19 protein-coding genes are annotated in these 16,727 nt (G+C 49.9%); 13 read left to right on the top strand and 6 right to left on the bottom strand.

Going from position 1 to position 16,727, the window contains the following annotated elements; genetic code table 11:
* Positions 1 to 56: 56 nt before the first annotated feature.
* Entirely contained in the window at positions 57 to 1,028 is a 972-nt protein-coding gene (locus tag ACXX82_RS13875; RefSeq protein WP_322235667.1) for a YheT family hydrolase, read from the top strand.
* A 217-nt stretch (positions 1,029 to 1,245) separates the two neighbouring features.
* The gene (locus tag ACXX82_RS13870) at positions 1,246 to 1,845 is read left to right on the top strand and encodes a DUF2946 family protein (protein ID WP_322235665.1); all 600 of its coding nucleotides are present in this window, start codon (positions 1,246 to 1,248) and stop codon (positions 1,843 to 1,845) included.
* 27 nt (positions 1,846 to 1,872) lie between these two features.
* On the opposite strand, the gene ACXX82_RS13865 is transcribed toward ACXX82_RS13870, so the two are convergent.
* On the bottom strand, positions 1,873 to 3,399 hold the full coding sequence (locus tag ACXX82_RS13865; RefSeq protein WP_458563103.1) for a beta-barrel assembly-enhancing protease: 1,527 nt from the start codon (positions 3,397 to 3,399) through the stop codon (positions 1,873 to 1,875).
* A gap of 277 nt (positions 3,400 to 3,676) precedes the next feature.
* Here ACXX82_RS13865 and moaC point away from each other — a divergent pair, with 277 nt between their 5' ends.
* From moaC to ACXX82_RS13835, 6 genes are all read left to right on the top strand, one after another.
* On the top strand, positions 3,677 to 4,201 hold the full coding sequence (moaC, locus tag ACXX82_RS13860) for a cyclic pyranopterin monophosphate synthase MoaC (RefSeq protein ID WP_322235663.1): 525 nt from the start codon (positions 3,677 to 3,679) through the stop codon (positions 4,199 to 4,201).
* Between the two features lie 579 nt (positions 4,202 to 4,780).
* Complete coding sequence (locus ACXX82_RS13855) at positions 4,781 to 5,389, top strand: hypothetical protein (protein ID WP_322235661.1); 609 nt, start codon at positions 4,781 to 4,783, stop codon at positions 5,387 to 5,389.
* Positions 5,390 to 5,475: 86 nt separating this feature from the next.
* The gene (locus ACXX82_RS13850) at positions 5,476 to 6,051 is read left to right on the top strand and encodes a phasin family protein (RefSeq protein WP_458563102.1); all 576 of its coding nucleotides are present in this window, start codon (positions 5,476 to 5,478) and stop codon (positions 6,049 to 6,051) included.
* A 335-nt stretch (positions 6,052 to 6,386) separates the two neighbouring features.
* A complete protein-coding gene (locus tag ACXX82_RS13845) occupies positions 6,387 to 6,599 on the top strand; it encodes a hypothetical protein (protein ID WP_322235657.1) in 213 nt (70 codons plus the stop codon).
* Positions 6,600 to 6,825: 226 nt separating this feature from the next.
* On the top strand, positions 6,826 to 7,125 hold the full coding sequence (locus ACXX82_RS13840) for a hypothetical protein (protein ID WP_458563101.1): 300 nt from the start codon (positions 6,826 to 6,828) through the stop codon (positions 7,123 to 7,125).
* A 398-nt stretch (positions 7,126 to 7,523) separates the two neighbouring features.
* The gene (locus ACXX82_RS13835) at positions 7,524 to 7,787 is read left to right on the top strand and encodes a DUF2164 domain-containing protein (RefSeq protein ID WP_458563100.1); all 264 of its coding nucleotides are present in this window, start codon (positions 7,524 to 7,526) and stop codon (positions 7,785 to 7,787) included.
* Positions 7,788 to 7,814: 27 nt separating this feature from the next.
* Here ACXX82_RS13835 and ACXX82_RS13830 read toward each other — a convergent pair whose 3' ends face one another.
* Together ACXX82_RS13830 and ACXX82_RS13825 are read right to left on the bottom strand one after the other, a co-directional pair.
* On the bottom strand, positions 7,815 to 8,717 hold the full coding sequence (locus ACXX82_RS13830; RefSeq protein WP_458563099.1) for an SMP-30/gluconolactonase/LRE family protein: 903 nt from the start codon (positions 8,715 to 8,717) through the stop codon (positions 7,815 to 7,817).
* Between the two features lie 169 nt (positions 8,718 to 8,886).
* Positions 8,887 to 10,113 carry an MFS transporter gene (locus ACXX82_RS13825; RefSeq protein ID WP_458563098.1) on the bottom strand — a complete coding sequence of 409 codons (1,227 nt, stop codon included), beginning with the start codon at positions 10,111 to 10,113 and terminating at the stop codon, positions 8,887 to 8,889.
* Between the two features lie 48 nt (positions 10,114 to 10,161).
* On the opposite strand from ACXX82_RS13825, the gene ACXX82_RS13820 reads away from it, so the two are divergent.
* Both ACXX82_RS13820 and ACXX82_RS13815 read left to right on the top strand, forming a co-directional pair.
* A complete protein-coding gene (locus ACXX82_RS13820; protein ID WP_322235648.1) occupies positions 10,162 to 10,641 on the top strand; it encodes a LysR substrate-binding domain-containing protein in 480 nt (159 codons plus the stop codon).
* Between the two features lie 64 nt (positions 10,642 to 10,705).
* A complete protein-coding gene (locus ACXX82_RS13815) occupies positions 10,706 to 11,575 on the top strand; it encodes an MOSC domain-containing protein (RefSeq protein ID WP_322235646.1) in 870 nt (289 codons plus the stop codon).
* 201 nt (positions 11,576 to 11,776) lie between these two features.
* On the opposite strand, the gene ACXX82_RS13810 is transcribed toward ACXX82_RS13815, so the two are convergent.
* From ACXX82_RS13810 to rsmD, 3 genes are read right to left on the bottom strand one after another with little or no spacing between them, the layout of a single operon-like run.
* On the bottom strand, positions 11,777 to 12,043 hold the full coding sequence (locus tag ACXX82_RS13810; protein ID WP_322235644.1) for a YfhL family 4Fe-4S dicluster ferredoxin: 267 nt from the start codon (positions 12,041 to 12,043) through the stop codon (positions 11,777 to 11,779).
* 50 nt (positions 12,044 to 12,093) lie between these two features.
* On the bottom strand, positions 12,094 to 12,600 hold the full coding sequence (gene coaD, locus ACXX82_RS13805; protein WP_322235642.1) for a pantetheine-phosphate adenylyltransferase: 507 nt from the start codon (positions 12,598 to 12,600) through the stop codon (positions 12,094 to 12,096).
* 59 nt (positions 12,601 to 12,659) lie between these two features.
* Positions 12,660 to 13,328 (bottom strand): 16S rRNA (guanine(966)-N(2))-methyltransferase RsmD, encoded by a 669-nt coding sequence (gene rsmD, locus ACXX82_RS13800; RefSeq protein WP_458563097.1) that lies wholly within the window; start codon positions 13,326 to 13,328, stop codon positions 12,660 to 12,662.
* A 645-nt stretch (positions 13,329 to 13,973) separates the two neighbouring features.
* Here rsmD and ftsY point away from each other — a divergent pair.
* The 3 genes from ftsY to ftsX all read left to right on the top strand — a co-directional run bounded on the left by ftsY (position 13,974) and on the right by ftsX (position 16,575).
* On the top strand, positions 13,974 to 14,900 hold the full coding sequence (gene ftsY / locus ACXX82_RS13795) for a signal recognition particle-docking protein FtsY (protein WP_458564002.1): 927 nt from the start codon (positions 13,974 to 13,976) through the stop codon (positions 14,898 to 14,900).
* A 68-nt stretch (positions 14,901 to 14,968) separates the two neighbouring features.
* Positions 14,969 to 15,652 (top strand): cell division ATP-binding protein FtsE, encoded by a 684-nt coding sequence (locus ACXX82_RS13790; protein WP_322235638.1) that lies wholly within the window; start codon positions 14,969 to 14,971, stop codon positions 15,650 to 15,652.
* Complete coding sequence (gene ftsX, locus ACXX82_RS13785; protein WP_322235636.1) at positions 15,649 to 16,575, top strand: permease-like cell division protein FtsX; 927 nt, start codon at positions 15,649 to 15,651, stop codon at positions 16,573 to 16,575. The genes ACXX82_RS13790 and ftsX overlap by 4 nt, the downstream gene beginning before the upstream one ends.
* Positions 16,576 to 16,727 lie beyond the last annotated feature (152 nt).

Here is a 16,727-nt window from a genome sequence, read left to right as displayed (position 1 = left end):
GCCCGGGCTGTTGCGCAGTGTACCTATGCGCACAACTGCATGCTCACTAAAACCAGATGATATCCGCCCTTCCCTATTCCCCTTACATCGCCCCGTTATGGCTACCGGGTGGCCATCTGCAAACAATCTATCCGTCGACGTGCATTGCCAAACCGGAGGTCGCTTATCGCCGCGAGCGCTGGACCGCTCCGGATGGCGATTTTATTGATATTGACTTCGTTGACGGACAGCCGGGCAAACCCATGATCGTCATGTTTCATGGTCTGGAGGGCTCGTCCGCCAGCCATTACTCGCGCGCGATGATGGCTTATGCGGCTTCTCTTGGCTGGTCCGGCGCGGCCCCGCATTTTCGCGGCTGTTCAGGTGAAATTAATCTGGCCCCACGCTTTTATCACTCCGGCGATACGGCAGAAGTAGATTGGATATTGCGACGATTAGCTGACTCACGTTCACAAAAAAAATTCAGCAAACTCTACGCGACGGGCGCTTCTATGGGCGGCAATGCATTACTTTGCTGGCTTGGCGAATCACAACAACAGGCCAACCTGATTGATGCTGCTTGCGCTATTTCAGCGCCACTTGATCTGGCGGGCGGTGGAAACGCGTTATCGCAGGGCTTTAATATGCTCTATACACGTGTTTTTCTGCGCACTATGAAAACTAAAGCGCTTGATAAGCTGGCGCAATTTCCAAGTTTATTTGATCGTGAACGCATGCTTAGCGCTACTAATTTGCATGCGTTCGATAACGTCGTCACCGCGCCGTTACACGGGTTTCGTGATGCAGACGATTATTGGAATCGGGCTAGTGCAAAGCATGTTTTGAGCGACATTGTCGTACCAACGTTGATACTCAATGCCCAGAATGACCCATTTCTTCCGCCGCGCCATTTGCCGCGCAGCGCAGCTTCTAGCGTCACGTTAGAATATCCGGCACAAGGTGGACACGTGGGCTTTCCGGTAGGTTCTCTACCGGGCCGCGTCGACTGGTTACCGCGGCGCGTTGTACAATTTCTATTGACCGCGTAGGACGATCTTTAAAAGCCTGATACACGAATCAATCTCGCATTTCCGATGCTCACCCACCTGTGGTCGCACCGATAACGCACGGATAATTTCTCAAGACGATTCTGGCATTGAGCATCAAGCGCGCTTACTATGGTTTTTAGGGCGCACTTAGCGCTCTCTTAAGAAGCTGAAAAGTATACTATTAACATGCGACAGATCGATAAAGGACCGCATCAACATGGATGACATCGTCAAAAAAGCAATGCAAAAATGGCCCGATGTGCCAGCGTGTTTCGGCTGGTTGGCACTCGATGCACGCGGTGCCTGGCGCATGCGTGATGAAGAAACGCAACGACATGATTTGCCCGGCAACAAGATTATGCACACCGCTTTGTGCGCCTTCATCAACCGTAATTACAGCATCGACGCGCTAGGGCGCGGATATTTTCAAAATGGTCCGCAATGCGTCTATGTGGATCTGGCGCTGACGCCTTACATAGCGCACACCGATCCTGCGCTAGGGATCGTACTGCAGACCGGAGAAGTGTTGACCGAGATTGATCAGGTTTTGCTCACCGAGCAAGGGCAACCACTATTTGTAGCCGGCAACAAGGTCTCAGCGCTCGATGACCGTGACATCGCCGACTGGATGACCGGCTTGCGCATGAATGGGCTAGCGGTTGCTGACGAACGCCTGCTGGAATGGATTGCCTCTTCAGCAGACCAAGCCACGCTGATTTGGCAGATTGCAGAAAAAACTTTTAACGTCGAGCGGACTTCAACGGCTGAATTACCTGGCAAATTCAAGTTTGAGCAACGGCCGCGCCAGCTGGAATAACCACAATCCAACTCGGCATCACGAGTGTCACCGATTTTTTGTATCTTCCTGCTCATCTTTCCAGCGTTCCTTCAATTCTCGGTAACGAGCATCAATCACCGCTTGCTCATAAAATTGCGCGTCCGGTGCTTTGCGCGCTATCTCCAACTGAATAATTGCTGCAGGCAGACTGCCGGTTAATGCATACGACTCAGCCAGCGCCATGTGTTGCAGCGCTTGCTTACCCTGTGCAGCGTATGCCTTGGCCAATAGATCCTGTATATCCGCGTCCTTACGATAAAGCTGCGATTGCTCTCTTAGATAAGCGGCGGCCTCAGCCAACTGCTTATCAGCGATCAACGCGTTCGCATACTGATAAGCCATGCTACGCGCTAGGGGGAACTCATCCATTGCGGTAGCAATCAATTTCAACGCCTGCGCTGTACGGTTCGATGCCAACTTAATCTCGATATCAAGGTCGCTCAATGCAAGGCTCGATTTCGCAGGTGCTGCCGACGCGCTCGCTTCCGTTAAAAGACGTTCCGCTTTATCGTACGCATTCTGTTTAAACGCAATAAAAGCCAAACCGTATTTAGCAGCGACGGTTTGCTGCTTTACATGCAATCTAAGCTGATTTTCAAACACTAAATGCGCATCTCGCAGGCCTTTTTCGGAAGTATCCTGCAACACGCGCACGCGTGCGCGTATCAACTGAAAATCCAGACTGTCCGCGTGCTGTCTATAACGTTGATCCCTTATTCTGGCCTCAATATCGGCGATCCTTTCCGTAGTTAAAGGATGGGTCAACAAGTATGCGGGTACGGCATCCGAATAGTTTCTGGATGCTGATTGCAGCCGACCAAAAAAAGCCACCATTCCTGAAGTCTCAAAACCACTCTCCCCCAAAATCGCTAAGCCGATTCGATCCGCTTCACGCTCGGCATCACGGCTAAAACTGAGTTGTCGCTGCATCGCAAAACCAGTACCGCCCATCATGATCGCAGCGCCAGCATCGCCGCTGCCGCGTAAAACCAACGCACCCAGCAACATCGAGGCTAATGCAATCATTGAATCGTTCTTTTGCTGGCCCAGCATGCGCGCCAGATGACGCTGCGTAACGTGCCCTATTTCATGCGCAAGCACTGCAGCCAATTCCGACTCACTCTGCGCGGCCAATATCAAGCCGGAATGCACGCCGATAAATCCACCCGGCAATGCAAAAGCATTTAAAACCGGGTCTCGCACCGCAAAAAAGAAGAAATCAAAATTTGCTTCACCGCGCACGTCAGGTCGCGCCAATACCAACTTGTTTCCGAAATTATTCAAATACTCGAGCAGCGGCCCATCGTTCATATAATCACGGTCACGACGGATATCCCGCATGACTTCTTCGCCTAATTTGCGCTCCATCAACGGCGACAGCGTAGACCGGTCAGCATCGCCCAATACGGGTAAATTTTGTGCCGCAACAAACGCAGGTGCGAACAATAGCAACAGCGCCCTACTCACCGAGGTTGAACCCAATAAAAAGAATCGGCGTGGGCGCGCGTTAAGGTAAAAAGAACGTATTGACAATGAACAACTCCTGACATCGGAACAAAAAATTTTCAGCGATTAAATAAGGGAAGGATAAAATATAAAAACCACGGTGCTATGATACCGACAGAGAATTTTTGTTCCCTATCGGTAATCCCAATCCAACATGACACACTCAGTTCAATCGGCACTTTTATTATTACTGTATTAAAGCGCAAGCTTAAAGCGCGATTTTTATAATCGCCTTTAAATAACAATTATTACACGCAGGATGACCGTCAACAGACCGCCTCGCGACTTACGAAACTATCAACCCATGACACATAAAACGTCCCCAGATTCTTCTTTAACCCACTTTGATCAAAGCGGTCAGGCGCACATGGTCGATGTCGGCGCGAAGCAAGACACGCATCGCATCGCCATCGCCGGTGGCACCATCCGCATGCAGGCGGAAACATTGGCGCTCATTACGTCCGGGAGCGCCAAGAAAGGTGACGTCCTCGGGATCGCCCGCATTGCCGCCATTATGGCCACCAAACGCACCAGTGACCTGATACCGCTGTGCCATCCACTAGCACTGACGCGAGTCACGGTCGATTTTTCTATCGATGTTCCACTGTCCAGTATTCGTTGCACCGTGCAGGCAGAAACAATCGGCAAAACCGGCGTCGAAATGGAAGCGCTGACCGCTGTTCAAATCGGGCTGCTGACAATTTACGACATGTGTAAGGCGGTCGATCGAGGGATGATCATTTCAGATGTTCGGGTTCTGGAAAAGCACGGTGGGAAGTCGGGGGATTGGTCGGCTGCGCAATCGGAAGGTCACCCAATTACTACATGAGATATTCATTATGCAGCGCACCAACTACAACGCGGTACTTGGTACTTGGTACTTGGCACTTGCTTCAGCGTCAGCGCCATTGCCATTGCCACACTTCAACCATTTTGGCTTTTCTAAACGATCGAGGATTTTATTAAGATGGGCGCAGCTTGGTTTCGGTCAAGCTGCGCCTGCTTTGGACACCTCATTTTGGACTATGTTAATTGCTAGACAGCATCTTAATTTCTCATAAGAAATAAAGATGTGAATTATCAAAGGCGTTTTCGATAATTCTTTACTCGCAGCAACCCTCTTCGACTCTTTTGTAGCCCACGGTATTAACGCACCAATAAATACAAGGTCAGGCCAATAAGGATCACATCTGCACTTTTTTGGACTTTTGCGACCATCTTTAAGATAAAAAATCACTCAGATCCCGCATAAAAAAAGGAGAAAATCGGGACATAAAATAAGCCCATAAACTTGCTTGTGGTTTCATTTTTCCGACCTATAATTTTTTCTATACTTTTAGCTGGTCGTTGATGCGCCATGCATCACTAGGCCTTCCGCTCATTCGCGTGATGAAACTCTGGAGAAGATATGCTAACGACAACTTATGCTTTTCTCAGTCTTTCGATGGAGCAAAAGAGACTGCATTTTCTGTTGTCCGCTGCACAACAACTACTGCAGATCAATGCAGACCGCCAGCGTCTTGACGTTGCCACGCGCAAATCTGTCATCAAGCAATTCTCCAGACTTGCCGCTGGATGTCGCAAGCGCAAAATTGAGACATACGTCATCCCCGCAATCCAGAGTGTCACGCATCAAGCTGATCGCCGCTTATCCGAGATGGAATCATCTAAGGTGATTGGAAGGAAGATACTCGATGAAGTGAAAGCCTGGGCCAAAGTCAGCTCCGAGAGAAGTTCCAACGATACGACTGAGTTGTATTCTTCCATTGAGCGCTCTTGCAACAACTTGCTGAAACGACTCGCGATGGAAGAGGAGGAATTACTACCCTTGGCGCAGCGCATCATATCTAACGACGAATGGTTTGCGATGGGCGCCCATTTTTTGGCAACCGATATACCAAAAAAAATGCGTCGTCAAACTGACCATATCAAACCTACCAAAGTGGAGTCCCGTAGCGTCATATTATCGGATCCGCTTATTTCGCTGGTCGTGAGCGGATATGCGTATTCGCAATAATTTGCGCCTCACGTAGTCTGCCGAACGAGTAAATACATCCAACACCGGAATTCTTTACATCTTATCTACTATTCAAGGAGCAGGTCATGCTTACTATTCCCAAACAGGTTTCCGCGACCATCAAAGCACATGCTGAAGCGCAGCACGCTATAGCATCGACCTTAAGCGACAAATTAAACGAGCGTATTGAGGAACTGACAAGGCTCAATATGGATGTCATCAAAGCGACTCTGGCAGAATCGATGGTTTTTGCCAAGGAGCTTATGGATGCGAAAAATTCGCAGGATTTTTTTTCCATCAGCGCCTCGCACAATCAGCGCGAAATGCAAAGCGCAACTTATTACGCTAACGAAGCAATGCGTATTGCTTCTGCCACTAAGGATGCATGTAATAAGGCGATGGCTAAAAACATCGCTGAAGCGAGCCGTCATGGCTCGGGGCTGTTGACAGAGCTCACCAAAAATATACCTTCTACCGCTGAACAGGTGGTCGATATCGTCAAAAGCACGTGGCAGTCGTCAAGCGACGCCATTCTGAAAACTGTTAATGAGCGCCCAGAGACACCGGACAAGCAACAGCAAAAAGATGCTTCAACTCCAACTTCAAGCAGTCAGGCAGGGCGCAAAAATAACGCAGATCAAACAGCCAGGACGACACATTAATCGTATCGCCAGCTTGTTAAACGTTTCAAAATAGCGATGCATTGACGTCGATTTGACGCGAGTGCATCGCGCCTCAACCTACTCCGGCAGTTCGGTATGCGCGCGTGGTCGTCATTGTCTGATTGTGTCCGTGCGGGAATCTGTTGGCGTGACCATTAGCGACTTTAGATTTTGCAGCACATCAATAATTGGCTTTGACCCAACCCTCGCTGCAATAGCGAAGGCGAAGATCCTTTCTCACCCTTTAAAATGCCCCACCCATATCTCAGTAAAGCGGATAATGATTTCAGGCAGCCTAAAGAACGGCAAAACTGACATCACACCGCGGAGAGCGAATGAAGTTAACTTATTGGGTAGCTGAAAATATAGATGGTGATAAAACCGACTCAATTATTGCAAGGACCAAGCATGACTGCGAACAAAACGTCATCGCTTACGCCACCTCCGGAGAATATCGCCAGCCAGTAAAAAAATCGTTCTTATACAACGATGCATTTGATCTGTTTGAATTGGCGACGGGAAAAGATGGTGGAAGGGGAATGGGATAACGATCTCTTTTCTTGCAATCCGCTATCGTCCTCCTGAAATGAGAGCGGCCTGAGATTAAACGTATTCTAGCCAACCTCGTTATGTAAATATCTTTCTTTGCGTCCGGTTATTCGGACAAAAAGAAAGATTATGCGATGCGGTTATTGGCGCATTAAAGATGTTTTTTCCATATTTATTTGGTATAAATATAATTATATTTGCGATTTATTCCCATAGGACACGATCATGTGTCGCGCCAAAGCTGTCAACCGAATATCGTTAGCAGCGTTTTTAAGTCAGGCCGCTGTTGATGCGGATTGTGATTTCCCACTTTGCGAAGGATTGAAAATGAAAAAACTACTTGCCGTTGCTGCGTTAATCCTGGCTTTTTCACCGTTTGCGCAAGCGCAGGGCTTATCCGACCATCCAGAGGCGCGTAATGATCGCCGTATGGAGTCAGAGCATGCGGCACCAGTACAGCGCCACCATGCCGTTCAAAAGCGGATGAAGATGAAGCACCATCGCCACATGGAACATAAAATGTAATTTGTCTGAAAATGTTCTGACTTATAAGCTTGGGCGGTTAGTTTGATGCCTTTCCCGATAGAGCGACATGGTCGTCCATCGGCTTAGAGGATGGTATTCAGTGCTTAGTACCGCCGCTCACGCTTGAAATACAAATGACATTTAATACATTTTTGTTGATACGAAGTTACGCTTGTTAAGATGACTTAAGCACGTCACCTCGCGTACTTCTTCTTGGCCAAGCCGCATCGGTCACTCTCCGTCCCTCCGCGCAGTATTTTCGGCACGATATTGTGCCAACATCTTAACTACCACTCCTCTTCCTCGAAGTTTGACATGCGGTTTTAACAGTGATGGATCCAATTTTTCCGCGGAAAATGGCATAATTCACGCTGGAAAATCGTTAAGTGTGGCAACAAATGACTATTGAACTGGAAAAAGAAACACGTCACGAGGCGATTAAATCAATTGAACGTTATTTCGACGAACCCATGGAAGAGTCAATCGGGAATCTTCAAGCGGGTGCATTACTGGCTTTCATACTCGATGAGATAGGACCATCCATTTATAACAAGGCAGTTCGGGACGCGCAAGATCAACTTCAGCAACGCGTTCTGGAGCTAGATATTGACGTGCATGAAGACGAGTTTGGCTACTGGGGCGAACGCAAACGAGCACGCTAAATGAAGCGCAAAACAACGCGCTTCCGATTATCGATTAGCAGCCTGAGCGCCCGGGGTCCGAAAACGTGGTTCCCTCAAACCGGGCACATCTACCTGCATGGCAAAGACGCCGCCGGATTGCGGGTGTTGCAGCAACTCAGCGTCGGGACGACCCTGGCTCGCGCTGGTAACGTATAAGGTCCTTAAATCGTCGCCGCCAAACGCGCACATGGTCGGACAAAGCACGGGCAACGGATAGGTCTCCACAATATCTCCCGCAGGAGAAATCCGCACTACCCGACCACCTTCATATATCGCGCTCCAATAGTAACCCTCGCTGTCTATCGCAGCGCCATCAGGACGTCCCCGATCGGTGGCTGACGGTGTAAATTGCACCCATACTTCCCTGCTCCCGACCGCGCCACTAGCGGCGTCGTAGGAATGCCTGTAGATCACAAAATTTGGCGTATCCGAGTGATAAATCCAGCGTTGATCAGGGCTGAACGCAAGACCATTCGATGTAAGTATACCGGCGTCCATTACGGCCAGACCGCGTGTATCGAAGCGATATAAATGGGCGTTGTTACCCGCTTTCGGCTCATCCAATGTACCCGCCCAGAACCGGCCTTCACTATCGCAACGTCCGTCGTTAAAGCGGCTATGGGCCTGATCTTCAGGGTTATCGGCCAGCTTTGTGACTTGCTTCCCTTCTGCGTTTAATAACCAGATTCCCGAGCGCATACCGGCTACAAATCCACCATCATCTGCCAGCGAGAAACAACCAATATGCTCTGCGACCGGCAAGGTTTGATGTTCACCACTGGTCGGGCTAAAAAAATGGATCGCTGGTGCCAGAATATCGACCCAGTATAAGCGTTGGGTCATTTCATCCCAACGCGGGCACTCACCTAACTTTGCAGGCACACTGATGACGCAGGTAAAGTTGCTCATGATATTACTCCTTCTTTTTGTCTTGACGCGTTACTGGAGAAGCGATTTCGGCACTAATATTTTTTTGCACGGCTTCCATTATTTTGGTCGCGACGATGATTGTGGCGTTCAGCAAAAACATTGAGAACTACCCTAACGATTTGTTTGCGTTTGTCTAAGCTTGCCGAGCTTAAGCTTGGACACGAACGTCCGCCTCAAGCACTGGCAATTTCCGGCAAAACCAAAAGAATGCGCAGACTTGCACCGCCAAAGCGATCAACCAACTGGCTTGATGCGCCCTGACAGCATAACTTCCATCTTCATGCGGCCACGCATTTAGCAATAAACCAAACCCGTATTGCACGATAAAAGCACCAACAAACATGACCAGTGTCAGCCCCGTGCTGACGCGCCCGGCAAGATGTCCGTGAAATTCTTTAGTTAACGATGCGTACGTCAGTACGCCTGCCGTACCGGTCATACCGTAGAAGCCCCATAACAGCCAAAGAGGAACTGGCGCACCCAATACAATCAGTAACTGCGACACCATGAATAACAACATGCCCGCACCAGCGGTCGCATGAATGGAAATACCATTTTTTTGCAGGCGGCGCGCCAGCAATCCAAACCCTGCAGCACCGATCACCATCGCTAACCCAATTACCGTTACAAGGGCTGCGGCTGCGGCTGGAGACTGATGCGAGACATCACGCAAGTAAGGACCAGCCCATAAACCTTGAACGCCCAAAAATACACCCTGACTAATCATCACTAAAGGTGCTGTACGCAAAAACAGTGCACTCCGAAAAATGTCGCGTACCCCGCGCACTTGCGAGGACAAGGTACTTTTTGGATGTTGATCGTCTTTTTCAGGGACCAAAAATAATAAGGCCAATACAATGAAACCAGTGCCGACAGCAACGATGACGAACAACATGCGCCAGCTAGTCAAGCCGAGCGCCCAGGTGACAGGCGTGCCAGTCACCATCGCACCAAGGCCGCCGATGGCATATAGCGCACCATTCATCATGGGTAATTGCTCATGATGAAACCAAGCAATAATCGCCTTAAGGCCAGCCATCATGCAGGCTGAAGTCCCGACACCCAACAAAAACCGACCAACTAACAACGTACCAAAGCTATGCGCATTAGCGGAAATAAGCGCACCTAATATAGCCACTATTAGCAACAATGCGAGGACTTTACGTGGACCAAAACGGTCAAGAAAAATACCTAGTGGTAATTGGCAACCAGCAAATGCGAAGAAATATATGCTCGTCAACAAACCAAGTTGGGCTGGCGACAGCCCAAGTTCGCTGCTCAACAATGGCCCTAGCGGTAAATTGATACCCCGAACCAGATAAGAAACAAAATAACCCAGCGAAAATATGGCGAAAATACGAAAAGAGAGCTTCATGCACAATATCCTAAAAGGAGGAGATGACGTCATGGTACGCAGCTAACGTTGCAAACACCAAATGAAAAATTACTGGAGGAAGTGACCTTCCCCGTGTGCAGCCCTGCATTTCTGGTCGCGCATCCGGCTATTACTCCCGGCGGGCTATCTGCCTTGCCGCTACTGCGCTATGCGCACTATAGCGGCTGGGAAGTCTGGTTAAAGGCGGCTGGCATAATAGGCCGTGAACCGCAAAGCGGTCCCGTCTACGACGATCCGATGCATCTGCTCGAAGCTGCCGCTGCGAGTCAGGGGATCGCACTGGCACGCTCATGTCTCGTCCATCACCATCTCACCAGCGGTCGCCTGGTGCGGTTATTTGCTGTCGGCAGCCAGTTTGATATACGGGCTCCTGCGCGTGGTGCTTATTTTGCAGTATGGCCACGCAATTCTGCCAAAATAGCAACCTTAGTTTATTGCGCGCTTGGTTGCACCAAATCATCGGCGATGCGCATAAAGGTACGGCATAACCGATATCTTCAACTATAAACTTTAGCTACAAATTGCGTTATAAACGTTCAGCTATAAACCACAGATTGAAAGCAATCCTCGTATGCCAACCATCACCTCATTGATTATTTATCCGATCAAATCCTGCACTGGAATAGCATTGACAGAGGCGACCATGACGCGCTCGGGCTTGCGATGTGAACAGGCGAACGATCGCGAATGGATGGTGGTGGATTTGGCGGGTCAATTTTTAACGCAACGTGAAATTCCGCAGATGGCATTGATCGTGCCGAGCCTGCACTCAGACGGGATGCGTGTGACAGCGCCGGGAATGCAGACGCTGAACGTGCCGCACGCTGTGGATAATTCGGAAGTCGGGACGATTCTACCAATGCCGACTTCACTAACGGTCACTGTCTGGGACGATAGCCTGAGCGCACAGGATTGTGGCGATGTTATCGCTGACTGGTTTTCTGAAGCAGTTGGCATCCCTTGTCGATTGGTGCATTTTGATCCAGCCATTAAACGTCTGGCGAGCAAAAAATGGACCGGGGGACGAGAGGTGCCGACGCTGTTTTCTGATGGCTATCCCATCCTCCTGATATCACAAGCGTCACTGGATGATTTAAATCAAAAATTACGGATTACGGGACGCGTTGCGCTACCGATGAATCGCTTTCGACCTAACATTGTGATTGATGGCGTGGAGCCATTTGAAGAAGATTTTGTCGAGACTTTCAGCATCGACAAAATACGCTTGCAACCCGTAAAACCTTGCCCGCGCTGCCCTATCCCATCAGTAGACCAGGCCACCGGCAAACCCGGACCTGACCCAATCGATATTTTGCAAACTTATCGCGCAAATCCAAAAGTTGATGGCGGCATTACCTTTGGCATGAACACCATTTTGCTAGAGGGAGAGGGGGAAGTGTTGCGAGTCGGACAGGAAATTGAGATTGAATTGGCATTTTGACGGCGTCCGCAGCTGACATGCCGGACCCGACATTTGACCTCACAGTGTAAATCTCTTAACAAATTAAGCATTTGCGTTGAGGCTTTACACAAAATCGCCCTAATAACGGGCTTGCAAAAGATGCCGAAGAGAACAGTATTCAAGGTCGGGAATAGGCTGGCCCACATAGCTGAATAGGAAAACCAAACACCACTGCGGCAGTTACGAAAGGCCGACTTTCAGCTCAGCCTGCAAGCGCTCGTATTTCGCTTGCAGTAGCTCCTTGCTTTCATGCCATGCGGGATCGAGAGGAATGCAACTCACAGGACAAACCTGCTGGCATTGCGGCTCGTTAAAATGCCCGACGCACTCGGTGCATTTATGCGGATCGATTTCGTAAATCAACGGCCCCATATAAATCGCGCCGTTCGGGCACTCTGGCTCGCATACGTCGCAATTAATACAATCATCAGTAATAATTAATGCCATGAATTGCTCTATTCAGTCTTGCGCGGCCAAACGCCGCCATGACCCCTATTTTATACTTTACCTTGCTGAACCGCAGCCTGCGCAGTCAATTTTTCCTTTAACCACTTTTCAACCGATGGGAAAACGAATTTAGACACATCGCCACCCAGCGTTGCAATTTCCCGCACGATCGTGCCCGAAATAAACTGGTATTGATCCGATGGCGTCAAAAACAAGGTTTCTACATCTGGCAGCAAGTAGCGGTTCATCCCGGCCATCTGAAATTCAAACTCAAAATCCGACACAGCACGCAGACCACGCATGATGACGTTGGCATCATGCTGACGCACAAAGTCTTTAAGCAGTCCGGAGAAGCTTTCCACCTGTACATTCGGGTAATGTCCCAACACTTCATTGGCGATCGATAAGCGCTCTTCCAAAGAGAAGAAAGGCTTTTTGCTTTTGCTGTCAGCGACGCCGACTACCAACTTATCAAATAATCCCGATGCGCGGCGCACTAAATCTTCATGACCACGCGTTAGTGGATCGAATGTTCCTGGATATACAGCTGTGACCATCTTGTTTCCTCTCAAGTGCCCCAATCAGAGCGCGCATTATGCCTGATAAATACGCAAATTTAGCGTTGCTGTCGTTGCAACAAATGATAGAACACTATTCCTGCCTTGTCAGCACGCACCACTTGCCAACCCGACATCCATTCTGGCGAGGCTGTTCCGTCCGCTTCCACTAGCGAACATTCCGCCTCAACATATATCAGACCGCCCTCTGTAAGCAAGCGTTCACATAGAGGCAGTGTTTTGCCCAGCCAACCCTGATGATACGGTGGATCGAGAAAAATCAGGTTAAAACGCGGTTTTTCAGTGCTACTCTCGACATCAGTTAGCGGCTTTGCGATCAACGTTTGCAAAAAAGTCGAGGCATCTGCGCGTTGGATTGTTACCACACTTGCATCTAATTTTAACTTCGTCGCCTCTAATTGACGCACCGCCGGGGTGTTATGCTCCACCATCATGACCGCTGCGGCACCACGACTCGCTGCTTCAAAACCCAAAACGCCGGTACCTGCGAATAAATCGAGGCAACGGATCTCGGACCAACGGCCATCTAGTATATGCGTCAACCAGTTAAATACTGTTTCGCGTACCCGATCGGGGGTCGGCCGCAATCCCTCGCTATCGATCACAGCCAAGGGCGTACGCTTCCATTGGCCGCCGATGATGCGTACCTGACGCGCTTGAACCGGTGGTTGACGATGCACCGGAGCTGGTTTTTTACTTTGCTTCATTTGCTTTCTTCGCTGGTTGGACTGCAAGCCATGTTGAATTCGATGGGCATTGCTCTGATAGAATGCCGGGATTGTACCTTGCGATTAATTTCTGCGCGGTGTGTCGTTACTGCCGCCGCACTGCCCCTATTTGAATGCCTTTCTGACCCCAGGCCACTGATGTTTAGTTTCTTCAAGAAAAAACCCAAAGTTGACGTCGATTCATTGCCTGAGTTGCAACCTCATGCGCCAGCACCTTTGCCGGACCCATCGCAAACAGACATTTCCGAACCGATCTCTCAACAAATTGACATTCCGCCCTCAGAGGAAGTGCCAATAGTTGCGCCCAAGCGCTCATGGCTGGATCGCCTCACTAATAAAGCGGTTGATCCAGAACAAGTTGTTGCGTCAGAGCCATCATCGACGCCAACAGAATTCATCTCTTCGAAAGAGGGTGAGGCGCTCCCTTCTGATGCGGTCGATACGATTGAAAAGTCTATTCAAGTAGACTTGATTCTGCCGACCGTTAAAACAAAGCCGGACGCACCGACGATCAGCACTGCGCCCGTCATACCAGCCAAACCGGACCCGATCTTTGTCTCGCCAGCGCCGCAAGATGCCGTCGCTGCAACGACAGCATATCAGGAAGAATACGAGGAAGAGTTCATCGTTCCCGCGGCTGTTGCTGCCGAACAGAAGCGCTCATGGATCACCCGCTTAAAAAGCGGCCTATCGAAAACGTCTTCCAATCTCACCACATTATTCGTCGGCGCAAAAATCGATGATGACCTGTACGAAGAGTTGGAATCCGCGCTTTTGGTCTCCGATGCAGGCGTCGAAGCGACCCACTTTGTGTTGAAGGCACTGAAGAAAACGGTTAAGGATGAACGCCTGACCGAAGCCCTTCAAGTCAAAGCCGCGTTGCGCTCTATTTTGATTTCTCTGCTGAAGCCGCTGCAAAAGCCGATGGAAATCGGTAAACATCAACCTCTGGTGATGATGATAGCGGGCGTCAACGGCGCTGGCAAAACCACCACAATAGGCAAGCTCGCCAAACATTTGCAAGCACATAAGCAATCGGTTTTGCTGGCCGCAGGCGACACCTTTCGCGCTGCTGCCCGCGAGCAGCTAACCATCTGGGGCGAACGCAATAATGTCAGCGTTATCGCGCAGGAATCCGGCGATCCGGCAGCGGTGGCTTTTGATGCAGTGCATTCAGCACAGGCACGCGGAACCAATGTTGTGATGATCGATACAGCGGGCCGTCTACCGACCCAGCTACATCTGATGGATGAGTTGAAAAAAGTAAAACGAGTTATCGCCAAGGGGATGGCATCTGCTCCGCACGAAATTCTATTGGTGATTGATGGCAATACCGGTCAAAACGCACTGGCGCAAGTCAAAGCCTTCGATGATGCACTTGGCCTGACCGGTCTGGTTATCACGAAGCTGGACGGTACCGCAAAGGGCGGCATATTGGCCGCCATAGCGATAAACCGCGCAATTCCTGTGTACTTTATCGGCGTGGGTGAGCAAATCGAGGACCTGCAACCATTTGATGCGACCGACTTTGTGGATGCATTGTTGCGCTAACGCTCTTTTATTCTGAGTTAGTTTGTGTTTGATGAACTATTTACGCATTTTTAACATATTTTTAAATAATGATTAAATTTAGCCAAGTCTCAAAACAATATGAACGCGACATTTTTGCCTTACGCGACATTACACTAACGATCAATAAAGGCGACCTGATCTTTTTGGCGGGTCCATCAGGTGCGGGTAAATCCACGTTATTAAAAATGATTGGTGCAATCGAACGGCCAAGTAGTGGCACATTGACGGTCAGTGGTCAGAACGTTGGCAAGTTAAAGGCGTCTGGCATCCCTTATCTGAGACGTAATCTTGGCTTGATTTTTCAGGAGCAACGGTTGCTGCTAGATCGCACCGTGTTGGCCAATGTGATGCTGCCTTTGCTCGTCACCGGCGCGACACGCATCGAAGCGGAAACGCGTTCGCGCGCCGCGCTCGACAAAGTTGGCCTGATCGATAAAGCCTTATCCCAGCCTCAGACGCTGTCCGGCGGCGAACAACAACGCGTGGCGATTGCCCGTGCGATCGTCAATCGACCACAAATTATTCTGGCAGACGAACCCACCGCCAACCTCGATCGCGACAACGCGGATCACGTTCTTAATGCATTGAAGTCCTTCCATGCAGCGGGTGTGACGTGCCTGATTTCAACCCATGATGAACAGTTTTTACACAGCGCCAACCATGTGATATTTCTGGATCAAGGGCAAATCGTCGACCATTGGCAAAATTCCGGGGCACGAGGCAACAAATGAAAACATGGCTACGACAGCACGTCTCGGCAATTGCCGGTGCGATTTCACATTTAGGCAAGGCGCCCGGTAGCTTCGCCATGAACGTTTTAGTGGTTGCCATTGCGCTCGCGTTACCGTTCGCTGGCTTAACACTGCTTCAAAACGTGCGTCCGGTATCCGAGCAATTAGCGGTACAGCCGGAAATCAGCGTGTTCGCTGCGATGGACATCTCACGCGAGAAAGCCACCGCGCTGGGCGCACCTATCCGGTCTATTTTGCAGCAGCACGATAAGAACGCTAAAGTCAGATTCGTCCCACGCGAACAGGCACTGGACGACATGAAAGGCAAAACCGGTTTGGCTGACGCACTCACCACGCTCGGGCAAAATCCGCTGCCAGATGCGTACGTGTTGCAATTGTCCGGCTTTAATAATCTGACCGAGGCCAATCAGATCGACTCCATCACCACGCAATTAAAGGCGTTACCCGGAGTTGATAACGTTCAAGTCGATTCAGACTGGGTAAAACGTCTGGCGGCGTTGTTACACATTACCCGCCTGATGTTGCTATTTCTGGCCGTCACACTGGCGGTTGTGGTGGTCGCAGTCGTATTCAATACAGTTCGTTTGCAGGTCCTGACGCAACGCGAAGAAATCATCGTCGCAAAATTAGTTGGCGCGACGAATGCCTACATCCACCGCCCTTTCTATTATTCCGGCGCTTTGCTTGGCTTGTGTGCTGGCGGCGTGGCACTGGGCGGCGTCGCCTTGGGATTGCAGCCGCTCAATCAGGCCATCGCCGAATTCGCGCGACTGTACGCCTCCGAGTTTTTGTTGCTGCCGCTAGACCTCAACTTTACGGTGGCGTTACTGGCTATCAGCGCAGGCTTGGGATTAATTGGCGCGGTATTGTCGGTGCGGCGTCATTTGGCACGGTTATCTTAAACTTGGTGCAACGTGGCGCAATGTGGCATTCTGTGCGACGTTCAGTCCTTGCAGCCAAGCAAACTCTTCCAATAGAATTTTATCGATTTTTAATTAAACTATTTAAATTGTGCTGCGTGAAATTCCCTCCAAAAAATAGTCACCTGCAAGAG

This window comes from Glaciimonas sp. GNP009 (assembly GCF_054343755.1).
Note: the sequence above shows the minus strand (reverse complement) of the source record. Positions and strands in the feature narration are given on the sequence as shown.